At 69.5% G+C, this 20,671-nt stretch carries 18 protein-coding genes and 1 pseudogene; 9 read left to right on the top strand and 10 right to left on the bottom strand.

What is annotated here, in order from left to right; genetic code table 11:
* Positions 1-50 precede the first annotated feature (50 nt).
* Positions 51-1,382 carry an FAD-binding oxidoreductase gene (locus tag AR539_RS17465; RefSeq protein ID WP_066439647.1) on the bottom strand — a complete coding sequence of 444 codons (1,332 nt, stop codon included), beginning with the start codon at positions 1,380-1,382 and terminating at the stop codon, positions 51-53.
* Between the two features lie 170 nt (positions 1,383-1,552).
* Here AR539_RS17465 and AR539_RS17460 point away from each other — a divergent pair, with 170 nt between their 5' ends.
* The 5 genes from AR539_RS17460 to AR539_RS17440 all read left to right on the top strand — a co-directional run bounded on the left by AR539_RS17460 (position 1,553) and on the right by AR539_RS17440 (position 5,785).
* The gene (locus tag AR539_RS17460; protein ID WP_066439645.1) at positions 1,553-1,963 is read left to right on the top strand and encodes a TOBE domain-containing protein; all 411 of its coding nucleotides are present in this window, start codon (positions 1,553-1,555) and stop codon (positions 1,961-1,963) included.
* On the top strand, positions 1,960-2,736 hold the full coding sequence (modA, locus tag AR539_RS17455; RefSeq protein ID WP_066439640.1) for a molybdate ABC transporter substrate-binding protein: 777 nt from the start codon (positions 1,960-1,962) through the stop codon (positions 2,734-2,736). The genes AR539_RS17460 and modA overlap by 4 nt, the downstream gene beginning before the upstream one ends.
* Before the next feature lie 6 nt (positions 2,737-2,742).
* On the top strand, positions 2,743-3,588 hold the full coding sequence (locus AR539_RS17450; protein WP_066439639.1) for an ABC transporter permease: 846 nt from the start codon (positions 2,743-2,745) through the stop codon (positions 3,586-3,588).
* Entirely contained in the window at positions 3,585-4,634 is a 1,050-nt protein-coding gene (locus AR539_RS17445) for a sulfate/molybdate ABC transporter ATP-binding protein (RefSeq protein ID WP_066439638.1), read from the top strand. Before AR539_RS17450 ends, AR539_RS17445 begins: the two co-directional genes overlap by 4 nt.
* Positions 4,635-4,699: 65 nt before the next feature.
* Complete coding sequence (locus tag AR539_RS17440) at positions 4,700-5,785, top strand: SDR family oxidoreductase (protein ID WP_066439636.1); 1,086 nt, start codon at positions 4,700-4,702, stop codon at positions 5,783-5,785.
* Positions 5,786-5,810: 25 nt separating this feature from the next.
* On the opposite strand, the gene AR539_RS17435 is transcribed toward AR539_RS17440, so the two are convergent.
* Positions 5,811-6,341, bottom strand: coding sequence for a carboxymuconolactone decarboxylase family protein (locus AR539_RS17435; protein WP_066439634.1), 531 nt, complete (start codon positions 6,339-6,341; stop codon positions 5,811-5,813).
* Positions 6,342-6,549: 208 nt separating this feature from the next.
* Between AR539_RS17435 and AR539_RS19935 the strand changes: the two are divergent.
* Positions 6,550-6,822, top strand: a pseudogene (locus tag AR539_RS19935) (GMC oxidoreductase); the annotation flags it as partial.
* A gap of 173 nt (positions 6,823-6,995) precedes the next feature.
* Here AR539_RS19935 and AR539_RS17425 read toward each other — a convergent pair.
* From AR539_RS17425 to AR539_RS17405, 5 genes are all read right to left on the bottom strand, one after another.
* Positions 6,996-7,997 (bottom strand): glycerate kinase family protein, encoded by a 1,002-nt coding sequence (locus tag AR539_RS17425; protein WP_066439630.1) that lies wholly within the window; start codon positions 7,995-7,997, stop codon positions 6,996-6,998.
* 3 nt (positions 7,998-8,000) lie between these two features.
* Positions 8,001-8,933, bottom strand: a complete 933-nt coding sequence (locus tag AR539_RS17420; RefSeq protein ID WP_066439628.1) for a 3-keto-5-aminohexanoate cleavage protein — start codon at positions 8,931-8,933, stop codon at positions 8,001-8,003.
* A gap of 19 nt (positions 8,934-8,952) precedes the next feature.
* Entirely contained in the window at positions 8,953-9,717 is a 765-nt protein-coding gene (locus AR539_RS17415; RefSeq protein ID WP_066439627.1) for an SDR family oxidoreductase, read from the bottom strand.
* Positions 9,718-9,803: 86 nt separating this feature from the next.
* Complete coding sequence (locus tag AR539_RS17410; RefSeq protein WP_231728649.1) at positions 9,804-11,123, bottom strand: MFS transporter; 1,320 nt, start codon at positions 11,121-11,123, stop codon at positions 9,804-9,806.
* A gap of 109 nt (positions 11,124-11,232) precedes the next feature.
* The gene (locus tag AR539_RS17405; protein ID WP_066439626.1) at positions 11,233-12,291 is read right to left on the bottom strand and encodes a LacI family DNA-binding transcriptional regulator; all 1,059 of its coding nucleotides are present in this window, start codon (positions 12,289-12,291) and stop codon (positions 11,233-11,235) included.
* 248 nt (positions 12,292-12,539) lie between these two features.
* On the opposite strand from AR539_RS17405, the gene clpB reads away from it, so the two are divergent.
* Positions 12,540-15,206 (top strand): ATP-dependent chaperone ClpB, encoded by a 2,667-nt coding sequence (gene clpB / locus AR539_RS17400; RefSeq protein WP_066439624.1) that lies wholly within the window; start codon positions 12,540-12,542, stop codon positions 15,204-15,206.
* Between the two features lie 101 nt (positions 15,207-15,307).
* Here clpB and AR539_RS17395 read toward each other — a convergent pair whose 3' ends face one another.
* Positions 15,308-16,168, bottom strand: a complete 861-nt coding sequence (locus AR539_RS17395; protein ID WP_066439623.1) for a septum formation family protein — start codon at positions 16,166-16,168, stop codon at positions 15,308-15,310.
* A 290-nt stretch (positions 16,169-16,458) separates the two neighbouring features.
* Here AR539_RS17395 and AR539_RS17390 point away from each other — a divergent pair, with 290 nt between their 5' ends.
* Both AR539_RS17390 and AR539_RS17385 read left to right on the top strand, forming a co-directional pair.
* Positions 16,459-16,689 (top strand): DUF3073 domain-containing protein, encoded by a 231-nt coding sequence (locus AR539_RS17390; protein WP_066439621.1) that lies wholly within the window; start codon positions 16,459-16,461, stop codon positions 16,687-16,689.
* A gap of 186 nt (positions 16,690-16,875) precedes the next feature.
* Positions 16,876-17,658, top strand: coding sequence for a VOC family protein (locus AR539_RS17385; protein ID WP_066439619.1), 783 nt, complete (start codon positions 16,876-16,878; stop codon positions 17,656-17,658).
* 102 nt (positions 17,659-17,760) lie between these two features.
* On the opposite strand, the gene purM is transcribed toward AR539_RS17385, so the two are convergent.
* Together purM and purF are read right to left on the bottom strand one after the other, a co-directional pair.
* Positions 17,761-18,933 (bottom strand): phosphoribosylformylglycinamidine cyclo-ligase, encoded by a 1,173-nt coding sequence (purM, locus tag AR539_RS17380; RefSeq protein ID WP_066439617.1) that lies wholly within the window; start codon positions 18,931-18,933, stop codon positions 17,761-17,763.
* Positions 18,930-20,615: an amidophosphoribosyltransferase gene (gene purF, locus AR539_RS17375; protein WP_066439615.1), complete on the bottom strand. Its 1,686-nt coding sequence runs from the start codon at positions 20,613-20,615 to the stop codon at positions 18,930-18,932. The genes purM and purF overlap by 4 nt, the downstream gene beginning before the upstream one ends.
* Positions 20,616-20,671 lie beyond the last annotated feature (56 nt).

The following is a 20,671-nucleotide window of genomic DNA, read 5'->3' as shown; positions in this document are numbered from 1 at the left end:
ACCAACCGTCTCACAGCAGGGGCCGTTAGCCTGCGGGACGTGCCCGCGGGTCAGGACGCGGGCTGGATGTTCTGGTTGCCGCGGAAGGTGTTCTCCGGATCGAACTCCTTCTTCACCCGGGCCAGCCGGGCATAGTTCTCCTCCCCGAAGGCCGCCCGCACCCGGTCCTGGCCCTCGTCGCCGATGAAGTTCAGCCACACATCGCCGTTCGCGTACGGCGCGATGTCCTGGCGGAACCGTTTCACCCAGGCCTTGGCCTCCTGGCCGCCCTGGGGTGTTTCGCCGAGGCCGAAGGGGTGGGTCACCCAGCTGGCGTTCCGGTGCTGCAGCGGTGTGGCCGCCGCGGCCGGACCGCCCACGGCGCCGCCCCAGTGGGCAATCAGCTGCTGCGAACTCGGCCCGGGCAGGCTCCGGGCGGAATCGACGATCACGTCGAGGGCGTTGTCGGAGAGCTCATCATGGTAGTCCGCGCTCCAGTAGTTGTACTTGCCCGGCGGATCATCAAGCGAGCACTGGAAATCGGCGTAGTCGATGTCCTCCAGCAGGTCCAGGGCCGGCTTGAGCGCACGGTACGGGCCGGCGTGTTCGGCGCCTTCCGCGGCGTCGCCGGCGTAGAGGTAGACGACGGCGACAGCCATCTTGCCGACCATCGCCGCCGGCATGCCGGGCTCGGGCGGGACGGTCAGGTAGATGATGGCCCCGGTTTCCTCGTTGGGCGCCGCGAGCGCCACGTCACGGTAGGCGCGGCTGATCTCGGATGCGGCGTCGCCCGGCCACAGCATCAGCCCCGCGTGGACCTTGGGCCCCAGGGGGTGGAGGCCGAAAGTGAAGGATGTGGCGACGCCGAAGTTCCCGCCGCCGCCGTGCAGCGCCCAGAACAGCTCGGGGTTCTCCGTGGCGCGCGCGGTCACCTGCTCCCCGGACGCCGTCACCAGGTCCACGGAGATGAGGTGGTCACAGGCGAACCCGAAGGCGCGCTCCAGCCAGCCGGAGCCGCCGCCCAGCGTGAAGCCGGCCAGGCCCGTGGTGGACACGCGGCCGCCCGTGAGCGCGAGGCCGTGCTGCTGGGTGGCCAGGTCGAACTCGCCGCAGGTCAGGCCCGCCCCTGCGGTGACCGTGCGGGCGTCCGGGTCCACGGTGACGGATTTCATCGGCCGCACATCGACCACCAGGCCGCCGTCGTTCAGGGACATGCCGGCCACCGAGTGCCCGCCGGCGCGGACGGCGACGTCCAGGCCGTGCTCCCGGGCATACTTCAGGGCCTCGGCGACGCCGGCCGCGTCGCTGCAGGGGGCGATCACCGCCGGGCGGCGGTCGATCATGGCGTTGAACAGTGTCCGGGATTCGTCGTAGCCCGGGTCCTCAGGTTTGATCCACTTCACGGCGGTGCTCCTCGGCGACCGCGGCTCCACCCCTCGGGGAAATTTTAAGACCGGCAGGGCACCGGGGATAGGGCAGTACGGTCGCGGAAGCCGCCGGCGGATCATCAGGCTTTCCGAAAATGAGGGAACAAGCTGCTTGATGATCCGCAGATGCGGGCTAGAGTGGCTGCATGCCACATATCCGCGTCTCCGAGGCCGCCCGGTTCCTGGGCGTCAGTGACGACACCATCCGGCGCTGGACCGAGAACGGGAGCCTCACCCCGCACCGCGACGACGCCGGACGGCTGGCCGTCGACGGGCTGGAACTCGCGCGGCTTGCCCGCGGCCAGGCCCATCTTCCGGACGATCCGGCCAAGGCAGGCAGCTCGGCCCGCAACCGCTTCGTCGGCCTGGTCACCGGCATCACCGCGGACACCGTGATGGCGCAGGTGGAGCTGCAGTGCGGGCCGTTCCGGGTGGTGTCCCTGATGAGCAGCGAGGCCGTGCGGGAGCTGGGCCTGGAGCTCGGCTCGGTGGCGACCGCCGTCGTCAAGGCCACTACGGTGATCATCGAAACGCCGAAAGGCAAGGGGACCATATGAGCCCGGTGCGGAAGGCCTCCGCGCTGCTGCTGGCGGCCGCCCTGCCCCTGGCGCTCGCCGGCTGCGGCGGGGCTTCCGGCGGGGGAGCTGCGGGCGGCGGCACCACAGTCTCCGTGTTCGCCGCGGCGTCCCTGAAGGCCCCGTTCACGCAGCTCGCCGAGCAGTTCGAGGCGGACAACCCGGGCACCACCGTGACGCTCAGCTTCGCCGGCTCCTCCGACCTGGCCACCCAGATCAGCCAAGGTGCCCCCGCGGACGTGTTCGCCTCCGCGGACACAAAGAACATGGCCAAGCTGGGCGATGCCGGTCTGGTGGAAGGATCACCCCGGGCCTTCGCCACCAACGTCCTCACCATCGTTGTGCCCCCGGCCAACCCCGCATCGATCGGGTCCTTCGCGGATCTGGCCAACCCGGGGGTCAAGACCGTCATCTGCGCGGCGCAGGTCCCGTGCGGTGCCGCCGCCAAGACCCTGGAACAGGGCACCGGCACCACGCTGCAGCCCGTGAGTGAGGAATCGTCCGTCACCGACGTCCTCGGCAAGGTGGTCTCCGGGGAGGCCGACGCCGGTCTGGTCTACGTCACCGACGCCAAAGCCGCAGGGGACAAGGTGCGGGAGATCCGCTTCCCCGAAGCCGCAGAGGCCGTCAACACCTATCCCATCGCCGCGGTTCGGACCAGCAAGAACAAGGACGCCGCGGCCGCGTTCATTGCGGCCGTCACGGGATCCGAGGGCCAGCAGGTCCTCCGCGGCGCCGGCTTCGGAACCCCCTAGGGCCGCGTGGGACGCCCGAGAGGAAATGCCTACAGCGGGATTCCGCGCTGGGTGGTGGCGGTTGCCGCCGTCGGGGCGCTGCTGGTGCTGCTGCCGCTCGCTGCCATGGTGGCCCGGGTCAACTGGCCGCAGTTCATTCCGCTGGTCACGTCCGAGTCCTCCCTCACGGCGCTGGGGCTGAGCCTGCGCACCGCCACCGCGAGCACCGCCTTGTGTGTGCTGTTCGGTGTGCCGCTGGCCCTGGTGCTGGCCCGCGGCGACTTCCCCGGCCAGCGGCTGCTGCGGGCCTTCGTCCTGCTGCCGCTGGTGCTGCCGCCGGTGGTGGGCGGCCTCGCGCTGCTCTACGCGTTCGGCCGCCAGGGCCTGCTGGGCCGGAGTTTGGAAATCGCCGGCCTCCAGATCGCATTTTCGACGACGGCGGTGGTGCTGGCCCAGACGTTTGTGGCCCTGCCGTTCCTGGTGGTCAGCCTCGAGGGGGCGCTCCGCTCGGCAGGCAGCCGGTACGAGGCCGTCGCCGCGACCCTCGGGGCGCGCCCCACCACCGTGCTCCGCCGGGTCACGCTCCCGCTGGTCCTGCCCGGCCTCGCCTCGGGAGCCGTGCTCTCCTTCGCCCGGTGCCTGGGCGAGTTCGGTGCCACGCTCACCTTCGCCGGCAGCCTGCAGGGGGTCACCCGCACCCTGCCGCTGGAAATCTACCTGCAGCGCGAGGCCGACGCCGATGCCGCCGTCGCGCTGTCCCTGCTGCTGGTGGTGGTGGCGGTCGTCGTCGTCGGGCTCTCCTACCGCGGACCGGCACCCGCCGGGACCGGGAGCCGGCCGGCCCGCAGCGCCGGGGGACAGGGGACCGCATGACGTTCACTCTCGACGCCGTCCTGGCCGCCCGCCGCTTCGAGGTCTCGCTCAGCCTCGAGCCGGGCGAGACAGTTGCGGTGCTGGGACCCAACGGGGCGGGCAAATCCACCCTGCTTTCGGTGATCGCCGGGCTGGTCCGGCCGGACAGCGGCCGTGCCGAGGTGGACGGCCGCGTACTGTTCGAGCTTGGCGCCGGCATGCACACGTGGACCGCACCGCACCGCCGCGGTACCGCCCTGCTGGCCCAGGATCCGCTGCTGTTCCCGCACCTGAGCGTCCTGGAAAATGTCGCCTTCGGGCCCCGGAGTGCAGGCGTGCCCCGGAAGGAAGCCCGGGACCGGGCCCGGCACTGGCTGGCGGAGGTCGACGCCGGAGAGCTCGCCGGACGCAGGCCCGGGGAGCTCTCCGGCGGGCAGGCGCAGCGTGTGGCGGCCGCCCGGGCGCTGGCGGTGGATCCGGACGTGCTGCTGCTGGACGAGCCGTTGTCCGCGCTGGACATCCACGCGGCGCCGCTGCTGCGGCGCCTGCTCAAGAGGGTGCTGGCCGGGCGGCGGGCCGTGATTGTCACCCACGACGTCCTGGACGCGTACATGCTGGCGGACCGGGTGATTGTGCTGGAGGAGGGCCGGATCACCGAGGACGGGCCCACCCGGGACGTTCTCCGGCGGCCGCGAAGCCGCTTCGCCGCAGGCCTGGCCGGGCTGAACCTGGTGCCGGGCACTGTCACGGCAGGCGGCCTCCGGTCCGGCGACGGGCTCGATTTCGCCGGCCAGCACGACGACCCCCTGGCGCCCGGGCAGGCCGGGGTGGCCGCATTCCCGCCGTCGGCCGTGTCCGTGTTCCTGGACGAGGCGCACGGCAGCCCGCGGAACTCGTTCCGTGTCACGGTCACGGACCTGGAGCCGCACGGCGACCAGATCCGCGTCCGAGCCGGCGAGCTGTCCGCCGATGTCACCCCGGCAGCCTCCGCGGACCTTGGCCTGGCTCCCGGCCTTGAGGTCTACTTCGTGGTCAAGGCCGCAGCGGTATCCATCTATCCCGCGTAGGGGCGGATGCGGCCGGGGCCGTAGGGTGGAAGGGAACCCGCCCCCCCCAGCCAGGAGGATCTTCCGTGCAGTTCCAGTCAGCCCACGTCCAGCGACGCACCGCCTTGGTGGTGGGAGCAAGCGGCATCGCCGGTTCCGCCCTGGTGGACCTCCTCTCCGGCGCCGGATGGGACGTGCTGGCCATGTCCCGCGGCGGCGGCGCCGCCCGTCCCGGGGTGCGGCCGCTCAGCGCGGACCTTGGCTCGCCGGAGAGCCTGGCGGCTGCGCTGGCGGGGGAGAACCCCACACACGTGTTCTTCACTGCCTGGTCACGGCAGGCGACGGAGCGGGACAACATCGAGGTCAACGCGGCAATGCTGCGGAACCTGCTCGGCGCGCTGCGCGGCAGCCCGGTGGAACACGTCGCGCTGATGACCGGGCTGAAGCACTATTTGGGCCCGTTCGAGGCCTATGCCGCCGGGGAAATGCCGGACACCCCTTTCCACGAGGAGGAGCCGCGGCTGCCCGCGCCGAACTTCTACTATGCGCAGGAAGACGAACTGTGGGCCGCGGCGGAGCGGCAGGGCTTCACCTGGTCGGTGCACCGCGCCCACACGGTGATCGGCCATGCGGTGGGCAACGCCATGAACATGGGCCTCACGCTCGCCGTCCAGGCCTCACTCTGCAAGGAACTGGACCGGCCGTTTATCTTCCCCGGCTCGGAGACGCAGTGGAACTCCCTCACCGACATGACGGACAGCGGGCTGCTGGCGGAACACATGCTCTGGGCGGCCACCGCGGAGGGTGCGGGCAACCAGGCCTACAACATTGTCAACGGGGATGTGTTCCGCTGGCGCTGGATGTGGCCGCGGCTGGCGGCCTACTTCGGCGTCGAGCCGGTCGGTTTCGAGGGCGCGCCCCAGCCGCTGGAAGAGCAGATGAAGGACATGGAAGCAACGTGGGCCGGGCTGGCCGGCCGGCACGGGCTGGCCGAGCCGGATCTGTCCCGCGTCTCCTCGTGGTGGCACACCGACGGCGACCTGGGGCGCAACATCGAGGTGCTGGCCGACATGTCCAAGAGCCGGCTGGCCGGGTTCACCGGGTACCGCCGGACGCTGGACTCCTTCACGGAGCTCTTCGACCGCTTCCGGGCCGACCGGCTGATCCCCTAGCGCCGGCTGATCCCGTAGCCCGGGGCTAGTCTTTGCCGGCGCCGGCGGGGTCTGCCTGCCCGGTGGCGGCGGCCTTCCGGCGCACCGGGTGCTGGCTGACGATTGACACCCGGTTGAAGGCGTTCATGGCGATGGCGAGCCAGCTGACCGCGGCGAACTCGGCGTCGTTGAGGTGCTTGCGGGCCAGGCGGCCTTCGTGTTCCCGGGCGGCGGCGTCGGAGATGTTGGTGATCGCTTCGGCCAGGGTCAGGGCGGCGGCTTCCTTTTCGGTGAAGAGTCCGGTGTCCCGCCAGGCGGGAAGGACGGCCAGGCGCTGGGCGGTCTCGCCGTTTTTCACGGCGTCGCCCACGTGGAGGTCCAGGCAGTAGGCGCAGCCGTTGATCTGCGAGATGCGGACGTTCAGCAGCTCGATCAGGGTCTGGTCCAGGCCTGCTTCATCCGCGGCCTCCTTGGCTTTCAGGCCGAGCCCGTTGAGGGCGCGCCAGGCGGCCGGATGGGCCTTGTCAAGGAACACGGACCGGGTGGTGTGGGGCTGCGCTGCCGTCGTCTCATCCATGCTCCACAGCCTACCCACGGAAACGCCGGAAACCCTGCGTGACAAATCTGTCACACGTGTGACAAGATGCATGAACAGCGAAATTCCCTGCAGGAGCGGTCCCCCGGCCGCTCAACGGAGCTGGTCCGCAGACACCGGACCGGCACCCCACATCCGGCGGTCGGCTCCTTGGGGGAGCCGACCGCCGGACGGGTTTAATGCGGGCGGACCCCGGCGGGCCATCCAGGCCGACGAGCAGATCGCCGACTACATCCGCAAGACCCACAACACGGTGTACCACCCGGCCGGCACGGTGCGGATGGGCTCCGCCGAGGACCGGATGTCGCCGCTGGACCCCGAACTGCGGGTCAAGGGCGTCAGCGGACTGCGGGTGGCCGACGCCTCGGTCATGCCGGAGCTGACCACCGTCAACCCGAACATCACCACCATGATGATCGGCGAGCGGTGCGCCGAGCTGGTCCGGGAGGCCCGCGGGGCCTAACCCGCGCGGACATGCCCAGCTTTGCCCGCGGCCACCGGACATATTGGCATTATGTCCGGTGGCTGGGGCCAGCGGAGGGCATGTCCCGCGGTGGGGCTGCACGAGGGGAGGGCATGTCCAGTGGCGGCGGCTGCCGGAGAGCATGTCCCGGGTGGCATGTCCGGCGCTGACGGCTAGCGGAGGGCATGTCCCGTGGTGGTGTGGCACGCTCCGGCGATCGCTGCACCGGCGCGCGACATTGCGTCCGGGTCCCCGGCCACGATCACGCCGGCGAAGTTCCCGGCGTAGTCGCCCAGGTCCTCATGGACGGAGCCGACGACGGCGTACACAGGCCGGGTGCCGGACCTGGCCAGGATGGCGTCGATGATCTTGCCCTGCCCGGTCTGGGAGTCCAGGCGGCCCTCGCCGACCACCACCGCGCTGCAGCCTGCGACGTGGGCGTCAAAGTCCAGCAGGTCCAGCACGTAGTCGGCGCCGGAGACCAGTTCCGCCCCGTAACGCGCCCACATGCCGCCGGAGAATCCTCCGGCGGCCCCGGTGCGGTCCACGGCGCGGGGGTCCCGGCCGTGGTCGCGCAGGAAGTCCCGGGCCTGCTGCTCCAGCCGGCATGTCAGCTGTTCGACGGCGGCTGGCCCGGCGCCCTTTTGCAGGCCGAACACCCGCGCGGCGTCGCCGAAGCGGGTGGTGACGTCGCTCAGCACCACAACGTCGGCGCCCCGCAGCCCGCCAAGTTCATCGATCGCGGCGATAGCGCCTGAACCGCCGTCGGTGGTTGCGGACCCGCCGCACGCCACCAGGATCCGGCGGGCGCCCAGCCGGGCGGCCTCCGCCATCAGCACACCGGTGCCGCGGGTGCTGGCCATGACCGGATCCCGCCGCTGGGCAGTGGGCAGGTTCAGCCCGCTCGCGGCGGCCAGCTCGACGACGGCGGTGCCGTCCGCCGTCAGGCCGATCTCCGCCGCGACACCGTCGCCCCATGGCCCTACAGTGTCCAAGCCGACGCGCCGGGCGCCGAGTCCCCGGACCAGCACCTCAAAGGTCCCCTCGCCGCCGTCGGCCACGGGCAGCTCCGTGAACGCACCCCCGGCGGCGCGGATACCGGCGCCGATATGGCGGGATACCTCGACGGCGGTGTACGTCCCCTTGAAGCTGTCCGGGGCCACCAGGATGCTCACGGCTCAGAAACCGACCTGATCGCGGCCCTTGAGCTGCAGCATAGCGCGGGCCTCATCCGGGGTGGCAACCTCGAAGTTGAGGGCCTCGAGGATGGTCCGGATCCGGGAGACCTGTTCGGCGTTGGACTTGGCCAGCTGCCCGGGGCCGATCCACAGCGAGTCCTCCAGGCCGACCCTGACGTGCGAGCCCATGGCCGCGCCGATGGTGGCCAGCGGCATCTGGTTCTTGCCGGCGCCCAGGATGGACCATTCGTAGTCGTCACCGAAGAGCCTGTCGGCCGTGCGGCGCATGTGCAGCAGGTCCTCCGGGTGCGCGCCGATCCCGCCGAGCAGGCCGAAGACGGACTGGACGAACAGCGGGCCCCGGGCCAGGCCGCGGGAGTGGAAATGCGCCAGGTTGTTCAGGTGCGAGATGTCGTAGCACTCGAACTCGAAGCGGGTGCCGTTCGCGCTGCCGATCCCCAGGATGGTCTCGATGTCTTGGAAAGTGTTCTTGAAGACCAGGTCGCGGCTCTTTTCCAGGCCTTCCCGTTCCCACTCGTGGCCGAACTCGGTGAAGCGGTCCAGCATCGGGTAGAGACCGAAGTTCATCGACCCCATGTTGAGGGACGCGAGTTCCGGCTTGAACAGGGCCGCGGGTTGCATGCGTTCTTCGACGCTCATGTGCGGCGAGCCGCCGGTAGTGATGTTGATGACCGCGTCGGTGTTGCGCTTGAGCTTGTCCAGGATCGGGGCGAAATGCTCCGGGTCCTGCGACGGCCGGCCGTCCTTGGGGTCGCGGGCGTGCATGTGCACAATCGCGGCGCCCGCCTCGGCGGCGCCGATCGCGGCGTCGGCGATCTCGTCCGGGGAGACCGGAAGGTACGGGGACATGGACGGTGTGTGGATGGCGCCGGTGACGGCGCTGGTGATGATGACTTTGCGTGCAGCAGCCATGGGGTCGCTCCTTCGGGACTCAGTAAAGTTTTTCGGTGTTTCCGTCGACGGCCAGGGCCTGGCCGTTGACATTGCGGGCCATGTCGCTCGCGGCGAAGGCGGCCATGTTGGCGATGTCCTCGGCCTCGATCAACCGTCCCAGCGAGGACTGGTTGTGGTACAGCTCGGACACCCGGTCTTCGGGAAGGTCCAGCATCTGCGCCTTGGCGGCTATGACGGCGTCGATCCGGGGGCCGTTGACCGCGCCCGGGCAGATCGCGTTCACCCGGATCCGGTCCGGTCCGAGTTCGATTGCGAGGGTCTTGGTCAGCCCGATCACTGCCCACTTCGACGCCGAATAGGCGCTGCGGCCCGCCATGCCCAGCCGCCCGGCAGCGGAGGACAGGTTGACGATCGACGCGTCCCGGCCCTGGCGCAGCATGGGCAGGGCGTGCTTGATGCAGAAGAACTGCCCGTGGATATTGACGTCGAAGGTGGTCTTCCACGCGGCGGCGTCCAGCGATTCGAGGGGCCCGGTGGGGCCGGCGATGCCGGCGTTGTTGACCAGGATGTCCAGTCCGCCGAGTTCCGCCTGCACCGACGCCATGACGTCGCGGACCTGTTCCTCGTCGGAGACGTCGCTGAGGACGGCCGCGAAGCCGTTGACCCGGGCCTTTTCGACGGCGTCCGGGTCGATGTCCGTCACGAAGACGGTGGCGCCGAGGGTCTGGAACTTGGTGGCGATGGCCAGGCCGATGCCGTTGGCGCCGGCGGTGACCAGCACCCTTTTTGAGCTGAAGTCCATGAGAGTTTCCTTGCGTTTAGGGGGCCGTTCCTGCCGGCGCCGGCCTGAGGCGGGGCGCCGGCAGGAACGCCGGACGGTGTTGGCGCTTAGTGTGCGGCCGGGGCAAGCTCGGGCTTTTCCGCGCCGCGCTTGAGCATGAGGGAGAGCAGGGCGCCGACAATGCACATGCCGACGATGAACCAGAGCCCGGAGAGCTTGGAGCCGGTGGCGTCCTGCATCATGCCCATCACGTACGGACCGAGGAAGCCGCCGCAGAGACCGATGGTGTTGACGAACGCGATCCCGCCGGCGAGGGCGGCGCCGGTCAGGCGGGTGGCAGGGTAGGTGAAGAGGATCGGCTGCAGCGCAAAGAAGTTGAACGCGGCGAGGCAGAAGCCGATCATGCCGAGGACCGGGCCTCCGACGGCGCCGAGGGCGAAGCCGGAGACGATGCCGATCATGGTCCCGGTGACCAGCAAGCGGGAGCGCCGGCCGTCGGTGGCGAACCGGGGGATCAGCAGCGCGCCGGCGGCGGAGAAGATCCACGGAATGGCCGTCAGCAGGCCGATCTGCAACGGGTTGAGCTTGCCGTAGGTGCCGATGATGGACGGCAGGAAGTAGGACAGGGCGTAGACGGCGATCTGGTGGGTGAAGTAAATGCCGACGACGAGGAGGATCTGCTTGTCCCGGAGGATGTCGCGGAGGCGGTGGTTGCCGGACGCCTCGGCGCCCGCCTTTTCCTCGGCGGCGATGCGGGCTTCCAGATCGGCGGCTTCTTCGGGGGTGAGGAACGAGGCCTGCGTCGGCCGGTCCGGGAGCTTCTTCCAGACGACGTAGGCGAGGAGGCACGCGGGCAGGCCCTCGACGATGAACATCCACTGCCAGCCGTGCAGGCCGCCCAGGCCGTCCATGGTCAGCAGCAGCCCGCCGAGGGGCGCGCCGACGATGTTGGCGATAGAGACACCCAGCAGGAACATGCCGTTGGCCTTGGCCCGGTCCTTCACCACGAACCACTGGGTCAGGAAGTACATCACACCCGGAAAGAGCCCGGCCTCGGCGATGCCGAGCAGCATCCGCATGATGTAGAAGGACCACTCGCCCTGCACGAAGGCCATGCCGGCGGAAATAAGGCCCCACGTGATCATGATCCGCATGATCCAGAAGCGGGCGCCCACCTTGTGCATGATCAGGTTGGACGGAATCTCGGAGAGCGCGTAGGTCAGGAAGAACAGCCCGGCGCCGATGCCGTAGGCCGTGGCGGAGATGCCGAGGTCGATCTCCAGCCGGTCCTTGGCCATGCCGATGTTGGTGCGGTCCAGGAACGCCATAATGTAGGCGCCGATGAGCAGCGGCATGACTTTGCGCAGGATCACACCGTTAATTTCCCTGGGTGTGCGCATCTTCGTTGGTGCGGATACAACTGACATGGTCTTCGTCCTTGAATTGGTGGTCAGGAGGGTGGTGGGCAGCCCGGAGTCCGGGCAGCAGGGCAGGGGCCAGGGTGGCTGGCCGGGTGGAATGGGACGGTATGCGGGGTTAGCGGGAAGGCGGCGTGCAGCCGCAGGTCCGGCCGATATGGAGGCGGTGTCGGCACACTTTGGAGCTGTAACTGCCGGAGGGGGCTTCAATGCGTTTGAGCAGCAGCGCGAAGGCCTCGTGGGCCATTTCCTGCTGCGGCTGGACGATGCTGGTCAGGTTGATCAGCCCGGAGCGGCTGTGCGGGAGCCCGTCGCAGCCGGCGACGGCGACGTCCTCCGGGATCTTCAGCCCCTGGGCGAGGGCGTACTCCATGACGCCGATGGCCAGTTCGTCGCTGCCGCAGACCACGGCCTGGGGCGGGACTGCGGCGGAGAACAGCCGCTCCGCAGCCAGCCGGCCGCCTTCGTTGTTGACCCGGGTGCTGATTTTGCGGTCACCGCTGATGGTGATCCCAGCTGCGGCGGCGGTGCGGACAAATGCCTGCTCCCGTGCCAGCGACGCGGTGGAGAACCGCGGACCGATCACGGTGGCGATCTCAGTGAATCCGTGCCCCAGCATGTGCTGCATCAGCGTGGTCGCCGCGGCGTCGTCGTCGATCCCCACGAAGTCTGAATCGAGGAAGTCGGCCCGGCGGGAGAGGCATACGTACGGGATCCGGGCGGCCCGCAGGGTGCGGAGCGCGGTGGCGTCGTCCCGGAGCGATGCGGCCAGGATGACGCCGTCCACGTTGCGGTGCGCCAGGGTGGTGGTGACCTGGGCGAGCACATCCGGGTCGTCCTGGGTGGTGGCAACAAAGACTTCGTAGCCGGACTCAGCTGCTGCGGAGATGACTCCCTGGGCCCACCGCGGAAACATCGGGTTGATGATGTTGGGCAGGATCAGGCCGATCACCCGGGTCCGCTGCACGTCGGTGGACTGTGAGGACTTACGGGGCCTGAAGCCCAGTTCGTTCGCCACGTGGATGATGTGGCGTCGGGTTTCCGGCGAGACGCCGCCCTTGCCGTTGAGCACGTAGGACACCGCGGCGGGGGAGACCCCCGCGGCCCGGGCAACGGCGGCGGCCGATACCTGCGCAGCCGGGCGTTCGGCGGCAACACTCCTGGCATCTGCGCGCATACTGGCCCTCCTCCGCTTCGTTGTTGGTCGCTGTGACCTCAGTTACAGTAGGGAGGCCCGTTCGCGTTAAGCAACGTTAAGTGATTTCCCGCCTGCCCACGAACCGTCCGATGCGGCAGGCGCCGCAGGGACTCCGGCCCTAGACAGCTGTTTCGCCGTGGGCAAACATGGATCCGAACACCCCCGCCGGAAAGTTGAGTGGAGTACACTCAACTTTAAGATCAGCATGTTCCCGGAAGGAGCTCTCTTTGGACGCCAAATTCACCACCAAGAGCCAGGAGGCTCTCGCGGCTGCCGCCATGAACGCCTCGACGGCGGGGAACCCCCAGCTTGAACCCGCCCACCTGCTCAAGGCGCTGATGGACCAGCGCGAGGGCGTCGCCGTCGCGCTCCTGCGCGCCACCGGGGCGGACCCCGATTCGGTGAGCGTCCAGGCCAGCACCGCCATCAAAGCACTTCCGGCCACCTCCGGCAGTTCCGTGCAGCAGCCCCAGCTGTCCCGCACCGCCCTGCAGGCCATCAAGACCGCCCAGACCGAGGCCGAGCGGCTCGGCGACAGCTTTGTCTCCACCGAGCACCTCCTGCTGGGGCTCGCATCCGGCAGCGACGCCGTCGGCAAGCTGATGCGCGACGCCGGCGCCTCCCACGAGGCCCTGGTCGCCGCCCTGCCCGGCGTCCGCGGCGACCGCAAGGTGGACAACGCGGACCCCGAAAACTCCTTCCAGGCGCTGGAGAAGTACGGCACCGACCTCACTGCCATTGCCCGCTCCGGGAAACTGGACCCCGTGATCGGCCGCGACGCCGAGATCCGCCGCATCGTGCAGGTGCTCAGCCGCCGCACCAAGAACAACCCCGTCATCATCGGCGAGCCCGGCGTCGGCAAGACCGCCGTCGTCGAAGGGCTGGCCCAGCGGATCGTCGCCGGCGACGTCCCGGAAAGCCTGCGCGGCAAGACTTTGATCGCGCTGGACCTCGCCTCGATGGTGGCCGGCGCCAAGTACCGCGGCGAATTCGAGGAGCGGCTCAAGGCTGTTCTGGAGGAAATCAAGGGCTCCGAGGGCCAGATCGTCACCTTCATCGACGAGATCCACACCGTGGTGGGCGCCGGCGCGTCCGGGGACAGCTCCATGGACGCCGGCAACATGCTCAAGCCCATGCTGGCCCGCGGCGAGCTCCGGCTGATCGGCGCCACCACGCTGGACGAATACCGCGAAAACATCGAGAAGGACCCCGCCCTGGAGCGCCGCTTCCAGCAGGTCTTTGTCGGGGAACCGAGCGTGGAGGACACCATCGGCATCCTGCGCGGCCTCAAGGAACGCTACGAGGCCCACCACAAGGTGGCCATCGCCGACTCCGCGCTGGTCGCCGCCGCCACCCTCTCCAACCGCTACATCTCCGGCCGGCAGCTGCCGGACAAGGCGATCGACCTGGTGGACGAGGCCGCGTCACGGCTGCGCATGGAAATCGATTCCGCCCCGGAGGAGATCGACCAGCTGCGCCGTTCCGTGGACCGCCTCACCATGGAGGAGCTGGCCCTCGCCAACGAGACCGACCCCGCGTCGGTGGAACGGCTCGCCGCGATCCGCGCGGACATGGCGGACAAGAAGGAGGAACTGGCGGCGCTCAACGCCCGCTGGGAGGCCGAGAAGGCCGGCCTGAACCGGGTGGGTGACCTCAAGGCCCGCATCGACGAGCTGCGCTCCTCCGCCGAGAAGTTCCAGCGCGAGGGCGACCTCGAGGCCGCCTCACGGATCCTCTACGGCGAACTTCCCGCCCTGGAGCGGGAGCTCACCGCGGCCGCCGAAGCGGAATCGGCCCGGGTGGCCGGCGGCGGCGCCAAGCAGGACCTGATGGTCGCCGAGGAGGTCACCGCGGACGACATCGCCGAGGTGATCTCGGCCTGGACCGGCATCCCCGCCGGCCGGATGCTGCAGGGCGAGAGCCAGAAGCTGCTGGACATGGAACACGTCCTGGGCGAACGGCTGATCGGCCAGTCCAAAGCCGTCACCGCGGTCTCCGACGCCGTCCGCCGCGCCCGCGCCGGGGTCAGCGACCCCAACCGGCCCACCGGCTCCTTCCTGTTCCTCGGCCCCACCGGCGTCGGCAAGACCGAGCTTGCCAAGTCCCTCGCCGACTTCCTGTTCGACGACGAGCGCGCCATGGTGCGCATCGACATGTCCGAATACTCGGAGAAGCACTCCGTGGCCCGGCTGGTGGGCGCCCCTCCCGGCTACGTCGGCTACGAGGAGGGCGGCCAGCTCACCGAGGCCGTCCGCCGCCGCCCGTACTCCGTGCTGCTGCTGGATGAGGTGGAGAAGGCCCACCCCGAGGTCTTCGACATCCTCCTGCAGGTGCTCGACGACGGCCGCCTCACCGACGGCCAGGGCCGCACCGTGGACTTCCGCAACGTGATCCTGGTGCTCACCTCGAACCTGGGCAGCCAGTTCCTGGTGGACCCAGGCCTGGATGCCGAGGCCAAGAAGAAGGCCGTCATGGCCACGGTCCATGCCTCCTTCAAGCCGGAGTTCCTGAACCGGCTGGACGAGGTGGTGCTGTTCGACCCGCTGAGCGTCGAGGAACTGTCTCGGATCGTGGAGCTGCAGGTCAAGGAACTCGGGGAGCGCCTCAAGGGACGCCGGCTCAACCTCGAGGTCACCGAGGGTGCCCGCGCCTGGCTCGCCGTCACCGGCTTCGACCCGGCGTACGGCGCCCGGCCGCTGCGCCGCCTGGTGCAGCGCGAAATCGGCGACCGGCTGGCCAAGGCCATCCTGGCCGGCGAGATCGCCGACGGCGACACCGTGCTGGTGGATACCGCGCCCGATCTCACGGAGCTCACAATGGATGGTGTGCACGCCGGGGAGCGGCCCGACGGCGCCCCCACGGGCGGCGGGCTCTCCGTCCGCCGCAAGGTGTAGGCCCGCAGCCGGGGAGCCTCCCGTGCGATGAAAAAGGAACTGCCAGCCGGACGTGGTCCGGCTGGCAGTTCCTGTTTGGGGCTTACTTGGCCCGGGTGTCCCTAGGGGATCAGCGATTCCATAATGACGTTCCCGGAGTCCGCGGTGACGTAGCAGTCCACCCGGCGGTCGCCGTTGTCCCAGCTGGAGGAGCTGGGGTAGGCGTTGCGCTGTTTCAGCTCGTAGTTGGTGGCGGCGGCGGTCAGCTGCGCGCTGCGGCAGGTCTCGCGGCCTTTGTCCTTCAACGCATTCAACCCGGGGTAGCTGTCCGATTCCTGGTAGTGGTGCACCGCGATCAGCTGGGCCGAGTGCCCCGAGGAGCAGTCCACGATGGTGGACTGCGGGGCCTCCGGGTCGAAGTCCTTGAAGCAGTCGCCCGGCTGGAAGTCCAGCGCGCCCACGCCCTCCAGCGGGAGAGCGGCCCGGGGTGCGGGCGCGGACGACGTGGCGGCCGCGGCGGGGGATGCCTCCGCGACGGGCCGGTTGCTGCTGCCGCCCAGGGAGGTCAGCCACCAGATAAGGACACCCATGACGACGACGCCGGCCGCCGCGGCGCCCAGCTTCGCCAGGCTCTGGCTGCGCACCCAGCCGCCCAGCTGCGCCGTCTTGTCCGAGGCTGCCTTGCCGGCTCCGGCGAGGGCGCCGGCGGTTCCCGCGGCGGGCCGGGCTGCCGGCTCGGCGGTTGGTTCAGTGGCTGGCTCGGCGGGCTGGGCCGCTTCCGGGGGCGTGCGGGGTGCGGCAGCCGGTTCGGCCGCTGGCGGCGGTGTCACGGGCGCGGCGGCCGGCACGATCGGCGTCGCGGATGTAGGCGGCGTCGACGGTCGCGGCGGAATGGCAGAGGGGGCGGACCGTTCGCCGGGTCCGCCGGCAGGAGGAACCGCAGGCTTGCCGGCGTCGCCGTGCCTTTCGTTCTCTTCGGTCACTGGGAACTCACCACTTTCGTGCGTCTTGGCCGCGGCTGGACGCGCGGCGGCAGGACCCGTATCCGGAAGTCCACTTAGGAACTCTATCTAAGTTGCCGGGCGGGCTGCATGCCGCCGGGACGCCGTCGCGGGCCGCGGTGCGCGCCACACTGTCCACGGCGGCCGCCCCGGGGAGCAGTTGCAGCAGAAAGCATGTAATCTAGGTGTACGACAAATTGACCAAACATTCCGGGGCCTCACTAACGCCAATGGTGACCACCTCCGGTCCGAGTACAAAAGGGGGTCACGCCATGGGGCGCGGCCGTCAAAAGGCAAAAGCTACCAAGCAGGCTCGGGATATTAAGTACTATTCCCCGAACACTGACTACTCTGCGCTTCAGCGTGAGCTCAAGAGCTCAGAGCGTGCGCCGAGCCGTTTCTCGAATGAGCCGGTTGAGCCGGACTATTCGGCCTACGTGGACAAGTACGCGGACGATGTGGAAGAGGACGACGACGAGGTCCACACCCGTCGCATAGGTTAGTCGACACTTCTTTCCGGCATGCACTTCCGTCAGCGGATTGCCGACCACATGATTTCAGGCCCGTCGGCCACTCCCCGGAACGGGCGTGACCGGCGGGTTTTCTGCTGCCCGCGTCCGGGCTCCGCTCCACTATCCGGCACCGCCCCCACTATCCGGCACCGCCCCCACTTCCCGGAAGGATCTGCCATGACACTGCGCACGGGGTTCACTGAAGGCGAGGTCTGCTGGACGGACCTCCAGACCAGCGACGTCGAGGCGGCGAAAGCCTTCTACGCCGCGGTCTTCGGCTGGCGGTTCGAGGACCGTCCCACGCCGGACGGGCGCAGCTACGCGCAGGCGTTCCTGGGCGATGACCTGGTCACCGTGATCGCGCCCCAGAACCCGCACCAGCTGGCGGCCGGGGCCCAGCCGCAGTGGAACGTCTACTTCGCCGCGCCCGACGCCGGGGAGCTGGCCGAGAATCTGGTCCACGCCGGCGGGACCCTGGAGTTCGGCCCCGAGGCCGTGGCCGACACCGGGGTGATGGTCTTCTTCGCCCCGCCCGGCGGCGGCACCACGGGCGCCTGGCAGGCCGGCAGCCACTTCGGCACCGCGCGCGGCGGGGAAGCCGGTGCCCTCACCTGGGCCGAACTGCTGACGCCGGAGCCGCAGTCCGCCGTCGGATTCTTCCAGCACGTGTTCGGACACGGTGTGACTGAATACCCGCAGGACGACGGCGGCAAGTACTCCACGCTGATGGTGGACGGGGTGGAGGTGGCCGGGATTGCCGCGGTCCCGGCCGATGCCGAAGACACACTGAAACCGGGGTGGCAGGTGTACTTCGGGGTGCCCAGCGCCGCCGTTGCGGTCGCAGCGGCGGTGGCGGCCGGCGGCACCGTCCTCATCGAGGCGGACGACGCCGAGGAAGCAGGCACCATCGCCACCCTCGCGGACCCCCAGGGCGGAGTGTTCAGCGTCCTGGAGGTCTAACGGCGAGGGCCCCTGCCTGAGCTTGCGAAGGCTGGGAGCCGGTTGGGCCCACGCCGGCGAGGGCCCCTGCCTGAGCTTGCGAAGGCTGGGAGCCGGTGGGGACTAGGCGTAGGCGTTGACCATCCGGACGGCGCCGCCGTCGACGCCCTTGGCGCCTTGGACGTAGTCCGGGCCGGTCTTGATGATCGCGTCCGAGTCGTTCTCCACGGTGCCCATCACCCAGGCCGGCAGGCCGCGCTCGTTCAGGCGGTTCACCGCGGCGTCGGCCGCCTCGGGGGAAACGATCGCCACCATGCCCACACCGAGGTTCAGCGTGCGCTCCAGGTCGGCCAGCGGGACGTTGCCCAGCTCGGCGACCAGGCGGAAAATGGCGGGGAGCTGCCAGGTGGCGCGGTCCACGGTGGCCACCAAACCCTGCGGCAGGACGCGGGCCAGGTTGGCGGCGAGGCCTCCGCCGGTGACGTGGCTGAAGCCGTGCACGGCGCGGCCGGCCGCGGATCCGTCCACCGGGAAGGTGCGGGCCAGGTCCAGGCAGTCGGCAGCGTAGACGCGGGTCGGTTCCAGGAGTTCCTCGCCGAGGGTTCGGCTGAATTCGGACACGTGGCGGTCCAGGGCCCAGCCGGCGTGGTTGATGACGCGGCGCACCAGCGAGTAGCCGTTGGAGTGCAGCCCGGAGGAGGCCATACCGATCACCACGTCGCCGGCGCGGACGCGGTCCGGGCCCAGCAGGTCGGAGGCTTCGACAACACCGGTGGCGGCACCGGCGACGTCGTACTCGTGCTCGCCCAGGAGACCCGGGTGCTCGGCGGTTTCGCCGCCCACCAGGGCGGTGCCGGCAACGGAGCAGGCTGCTGCGATGCCGCGGACGATGTCCGCGATGCGCTCCGGGACAACCTTGCCGCAGGCAATGTAGTCGGTCATGTACAGCGGCTCGGCGCCCACCACCACGATGTCGTCGACCACCATGCCGACGAGGTCGAAGCCGATGGTGTCGTGGATGTCCATGGCCTGCGCAATGGCGACCTTGGTGCCGACGCCGTCGGTGGAGGTGGCCAGCAGCGGCCGTTTGTAGGTGAGCAGCTTGGAGACGTCGTACAGGCCGGCAAAGCCGCCGACGCCGCCGATCACCGACGAGTTGTGGGTCGCCTTGACGGCGTCCTTCATGAGTTCGACGGCGCGGTCGCCCGCTTCGACGTCGACGCCGGCGGAGGCGTAGGTGATGCCAACGGCGTTCTGGGCGGCGTTCATGTCAGCGGCCGGGGAGGCGGAAGTCATACTGGCTCTTTCTTGTCGGCTGTGGTGACGCGGTCGGCATCGGTGAGCAGTTCTTCGAATTCGGCGTCGGGTCCCGGATCGCAGCCCGTCGCCCCGGCCTTCGCGGCGGGGTCGGCGTCGGGGGCGGGAACGTCGTCGGAGGCGTCCGCAGCGGGGGCGGCGGCAGGTTTGGCGCCTGCCGTGCCGGCGGCGGGAAGTCCGCCGAGCTGTCCGACAGGGTCGGAACGTTCGAGCAGGTTCTTGCCCAGCTTGTCGGCGCCCGGGAGCTCGATCGGGTACTTGCCCGTGAAGCAGGCGGTGCAGAGGCGTTCGCGCGGCTGGCGGGTGGCGTCGATCATGCCGTCTTCGGAGATGTAGGCCAGCGAGTCGGCGCCGATCGCCTGGGAGATTTCCTCGATGGTGGCGCCGTTGGCGATCAGTTCGGCCCGGGACGCGAAGTCGATGCCGTAGAAGCACGGCCACTGCACGGGCGGCGAGGAGATTTTCACGTGCACGGACGCGGCGCCGGCTTCGCGGAGCATCCGGACGATCGCGCGCTGGGTGTTGCCGCGGACGATCGAGTCATCCACCACCACCACGCGCTTGCCGCGGATCACGGATTCCAGGGCGTTGAGCTTGAGCCGGATGCCCAGCTGGCGCAGGGTCTGCGACGGCTGGATGAATGTCCGGCCGACGTAGGCGTTCTTGACGAAGCCGTGCGCGAAGGGGATGCCGGATTCCTCGGCGTAGCCGACGGCGGCGGGGGTGCCGGATTCGGGGACCGGAATGACGAGGTCCGCTTCCTGGGTGTTCTCGCGGGCCAGCTGGCGGCCCATTTCCACCCGGGACTCGTACACGGAGCGGCCTGCGATGGAGGCGTCCGGGCGGGCGAGGTAGACGTATTCGAAGACGCAGCCGGCCGGCGTCGCCTCGGCGAAGCGCTGGGACCGGACCCCGTCCTCGTCGATCGCGATGAACTCGCCGGGTTCGATTTCCCGGATGAAGCTGGCGCCGACGGTGGCGAGGGCTGACTGCTCGGAGGCCACCACCCAGCCGCGTTCCAGCCGGCCCAGGCAGAGCGGGCGGATCCCGTAGGTGTCGCGGGCGGCGTAGAGGGTGCCCTCATCCATAAAGACGAAGCAGAAGCCGCCCTTGATCTTGGGCAGCAGGTCCATCGCGGTCTCTTCGAGCGACTTGCCCTCTTCGCCCTCCAGGAGGGCGGTGACCAGGGCGGTGTCCGAGGTGTTGCCCTGCTTCATTTCGCCGGTGAGCTGGCCGTCGTTGCGGTCCACGATCATGGCTTTGAGCTCGGCGGTGTTGGTCAGGTTGCCGTTGTGCGCCAGCGCCACGGTGCCGGTCGCAGTGGCGCCCAGGGTGGGCTGCGCGTTGGCCCAGTGGCTGGCGCCCGTGGTGGAGTACCGGCAGTGGCCCACGGCCAGGTGCCCGGTCAGGGTGTTCAGCGTGGTCTCGTCGAAGACCTGGGAGACAAGCCCCATGTCCTTGTAGACGTTGATCCGCTTGCCGTCGCTGGTGGCTATGCCAGCCGACTCCTGACCGCGGTGCTGCAGCGCGTACAGCCCGTAGTAGGTGAGTTTTGCCACCTCTTCGCCGGGAGCCCAGACTCCGAAGACGCCACATGCGTCCTGCGGGCCTTTTTCGCCAGAGAGAAGGTCATGAGAAAGTTTTCCATCGCCGCGTGCCACTGGTCGATTATCTCACGTTGTGCGCTAGGACTTTCCCGGCGCCCGGTTTATGACCT

The sequence above is a fragment of the Arthrobacter sp. EPSL27 genome (assembly GCF_001512305.1).
Classification (GTDB): Bacteria; Actinomycetota; Actinomycetes; order Actinomycetales; family Micrococcaceae; genus Arthrobacter.
The sequence above is the reverse complement of the archived record's forward strand: the minus strand, read 5'-3'. Positions and strand labels throughout refer to the sequence as shown.

Bases quoted from the DNA above. Each gene is read 5' to 3' on its own strand.
- AR539_RS17435 (WP_066439634.1), bottom strand. From the start codon at position 6,341: ATGGATGAGACGACGGCAGCGCAGCCCCACACCACCCGGTCCGTGTTC.
- AR539_RS17405 (WP_066439626.1), bottom strand. From the start codon at position 12,291: ATGCGCGCAGATGCCAGGAGTGTTGCCGCCGAACGCCCGGCTGCGCAG.
- purM (WP_066439617.1), bottom strand. From the start codon at position 18,933: ATGACTTCCGCCTCCCCGGCCGCTGACATGAACGCCGCCCAGAACGCC.
- AR539_RS17460 (WP_066439645.1), top strand. From the start codon at position 1,553: ATGCCACATATCCGCGTCTCCGAGGCCGCCCGGTTCCTGGGCGTCAGT.
- AR539_RS17420 (WP_066439628.1), bottom strand. From the start codon at position 8,933: ATGGCTGCTGCACGCAAAGTCATCATCACCAGCGCCGTCACCGGCGCC.
- AR539_RS17390 (WP_066439621.1), top strand. From the start codon at position 16,459: ATGGGGCGCGGCCGTCAAAAGGCAAAAGCTACCAAGCAGGCTCGGGAT.
- AR539_RS17415 (WP_066439627.1), bottom strand. From the start codon at position 9,717: ATGGACTTCAGCTCAAAAAGGGTGCTGGTCACCGCCGGCGCCAACGGC.
- modA (WP_066439640.1), top strand. From the start codon at position 1,960: ATGAGCCCGGTGCGGAAGGCCTCCGCGCTGCTGCTGGCGGCCGCCCTG.
- AR539_RS17385 (WP_066439619.1), top strand. From the start codon at position 16,876: ATGACACTGCGCACGGGGTTCACTGAAGGCGAGGTCTGCTGGACGGAC.
- AR539_RS17410 (WP_231728649.1), bottom strand. From the start codon at position 11,123: ATGTCAGTTGTATCCGCACCAACGAAGATGCGCACACCCAGGGAAATT.
- AR539_RS17445 (WP_066439638.1), top strand. From the start codon at position 3,585: ATGACGTTCACTCTCGACGCCGTCCTGGCCGCCCGCCGCTTCGAGGTC.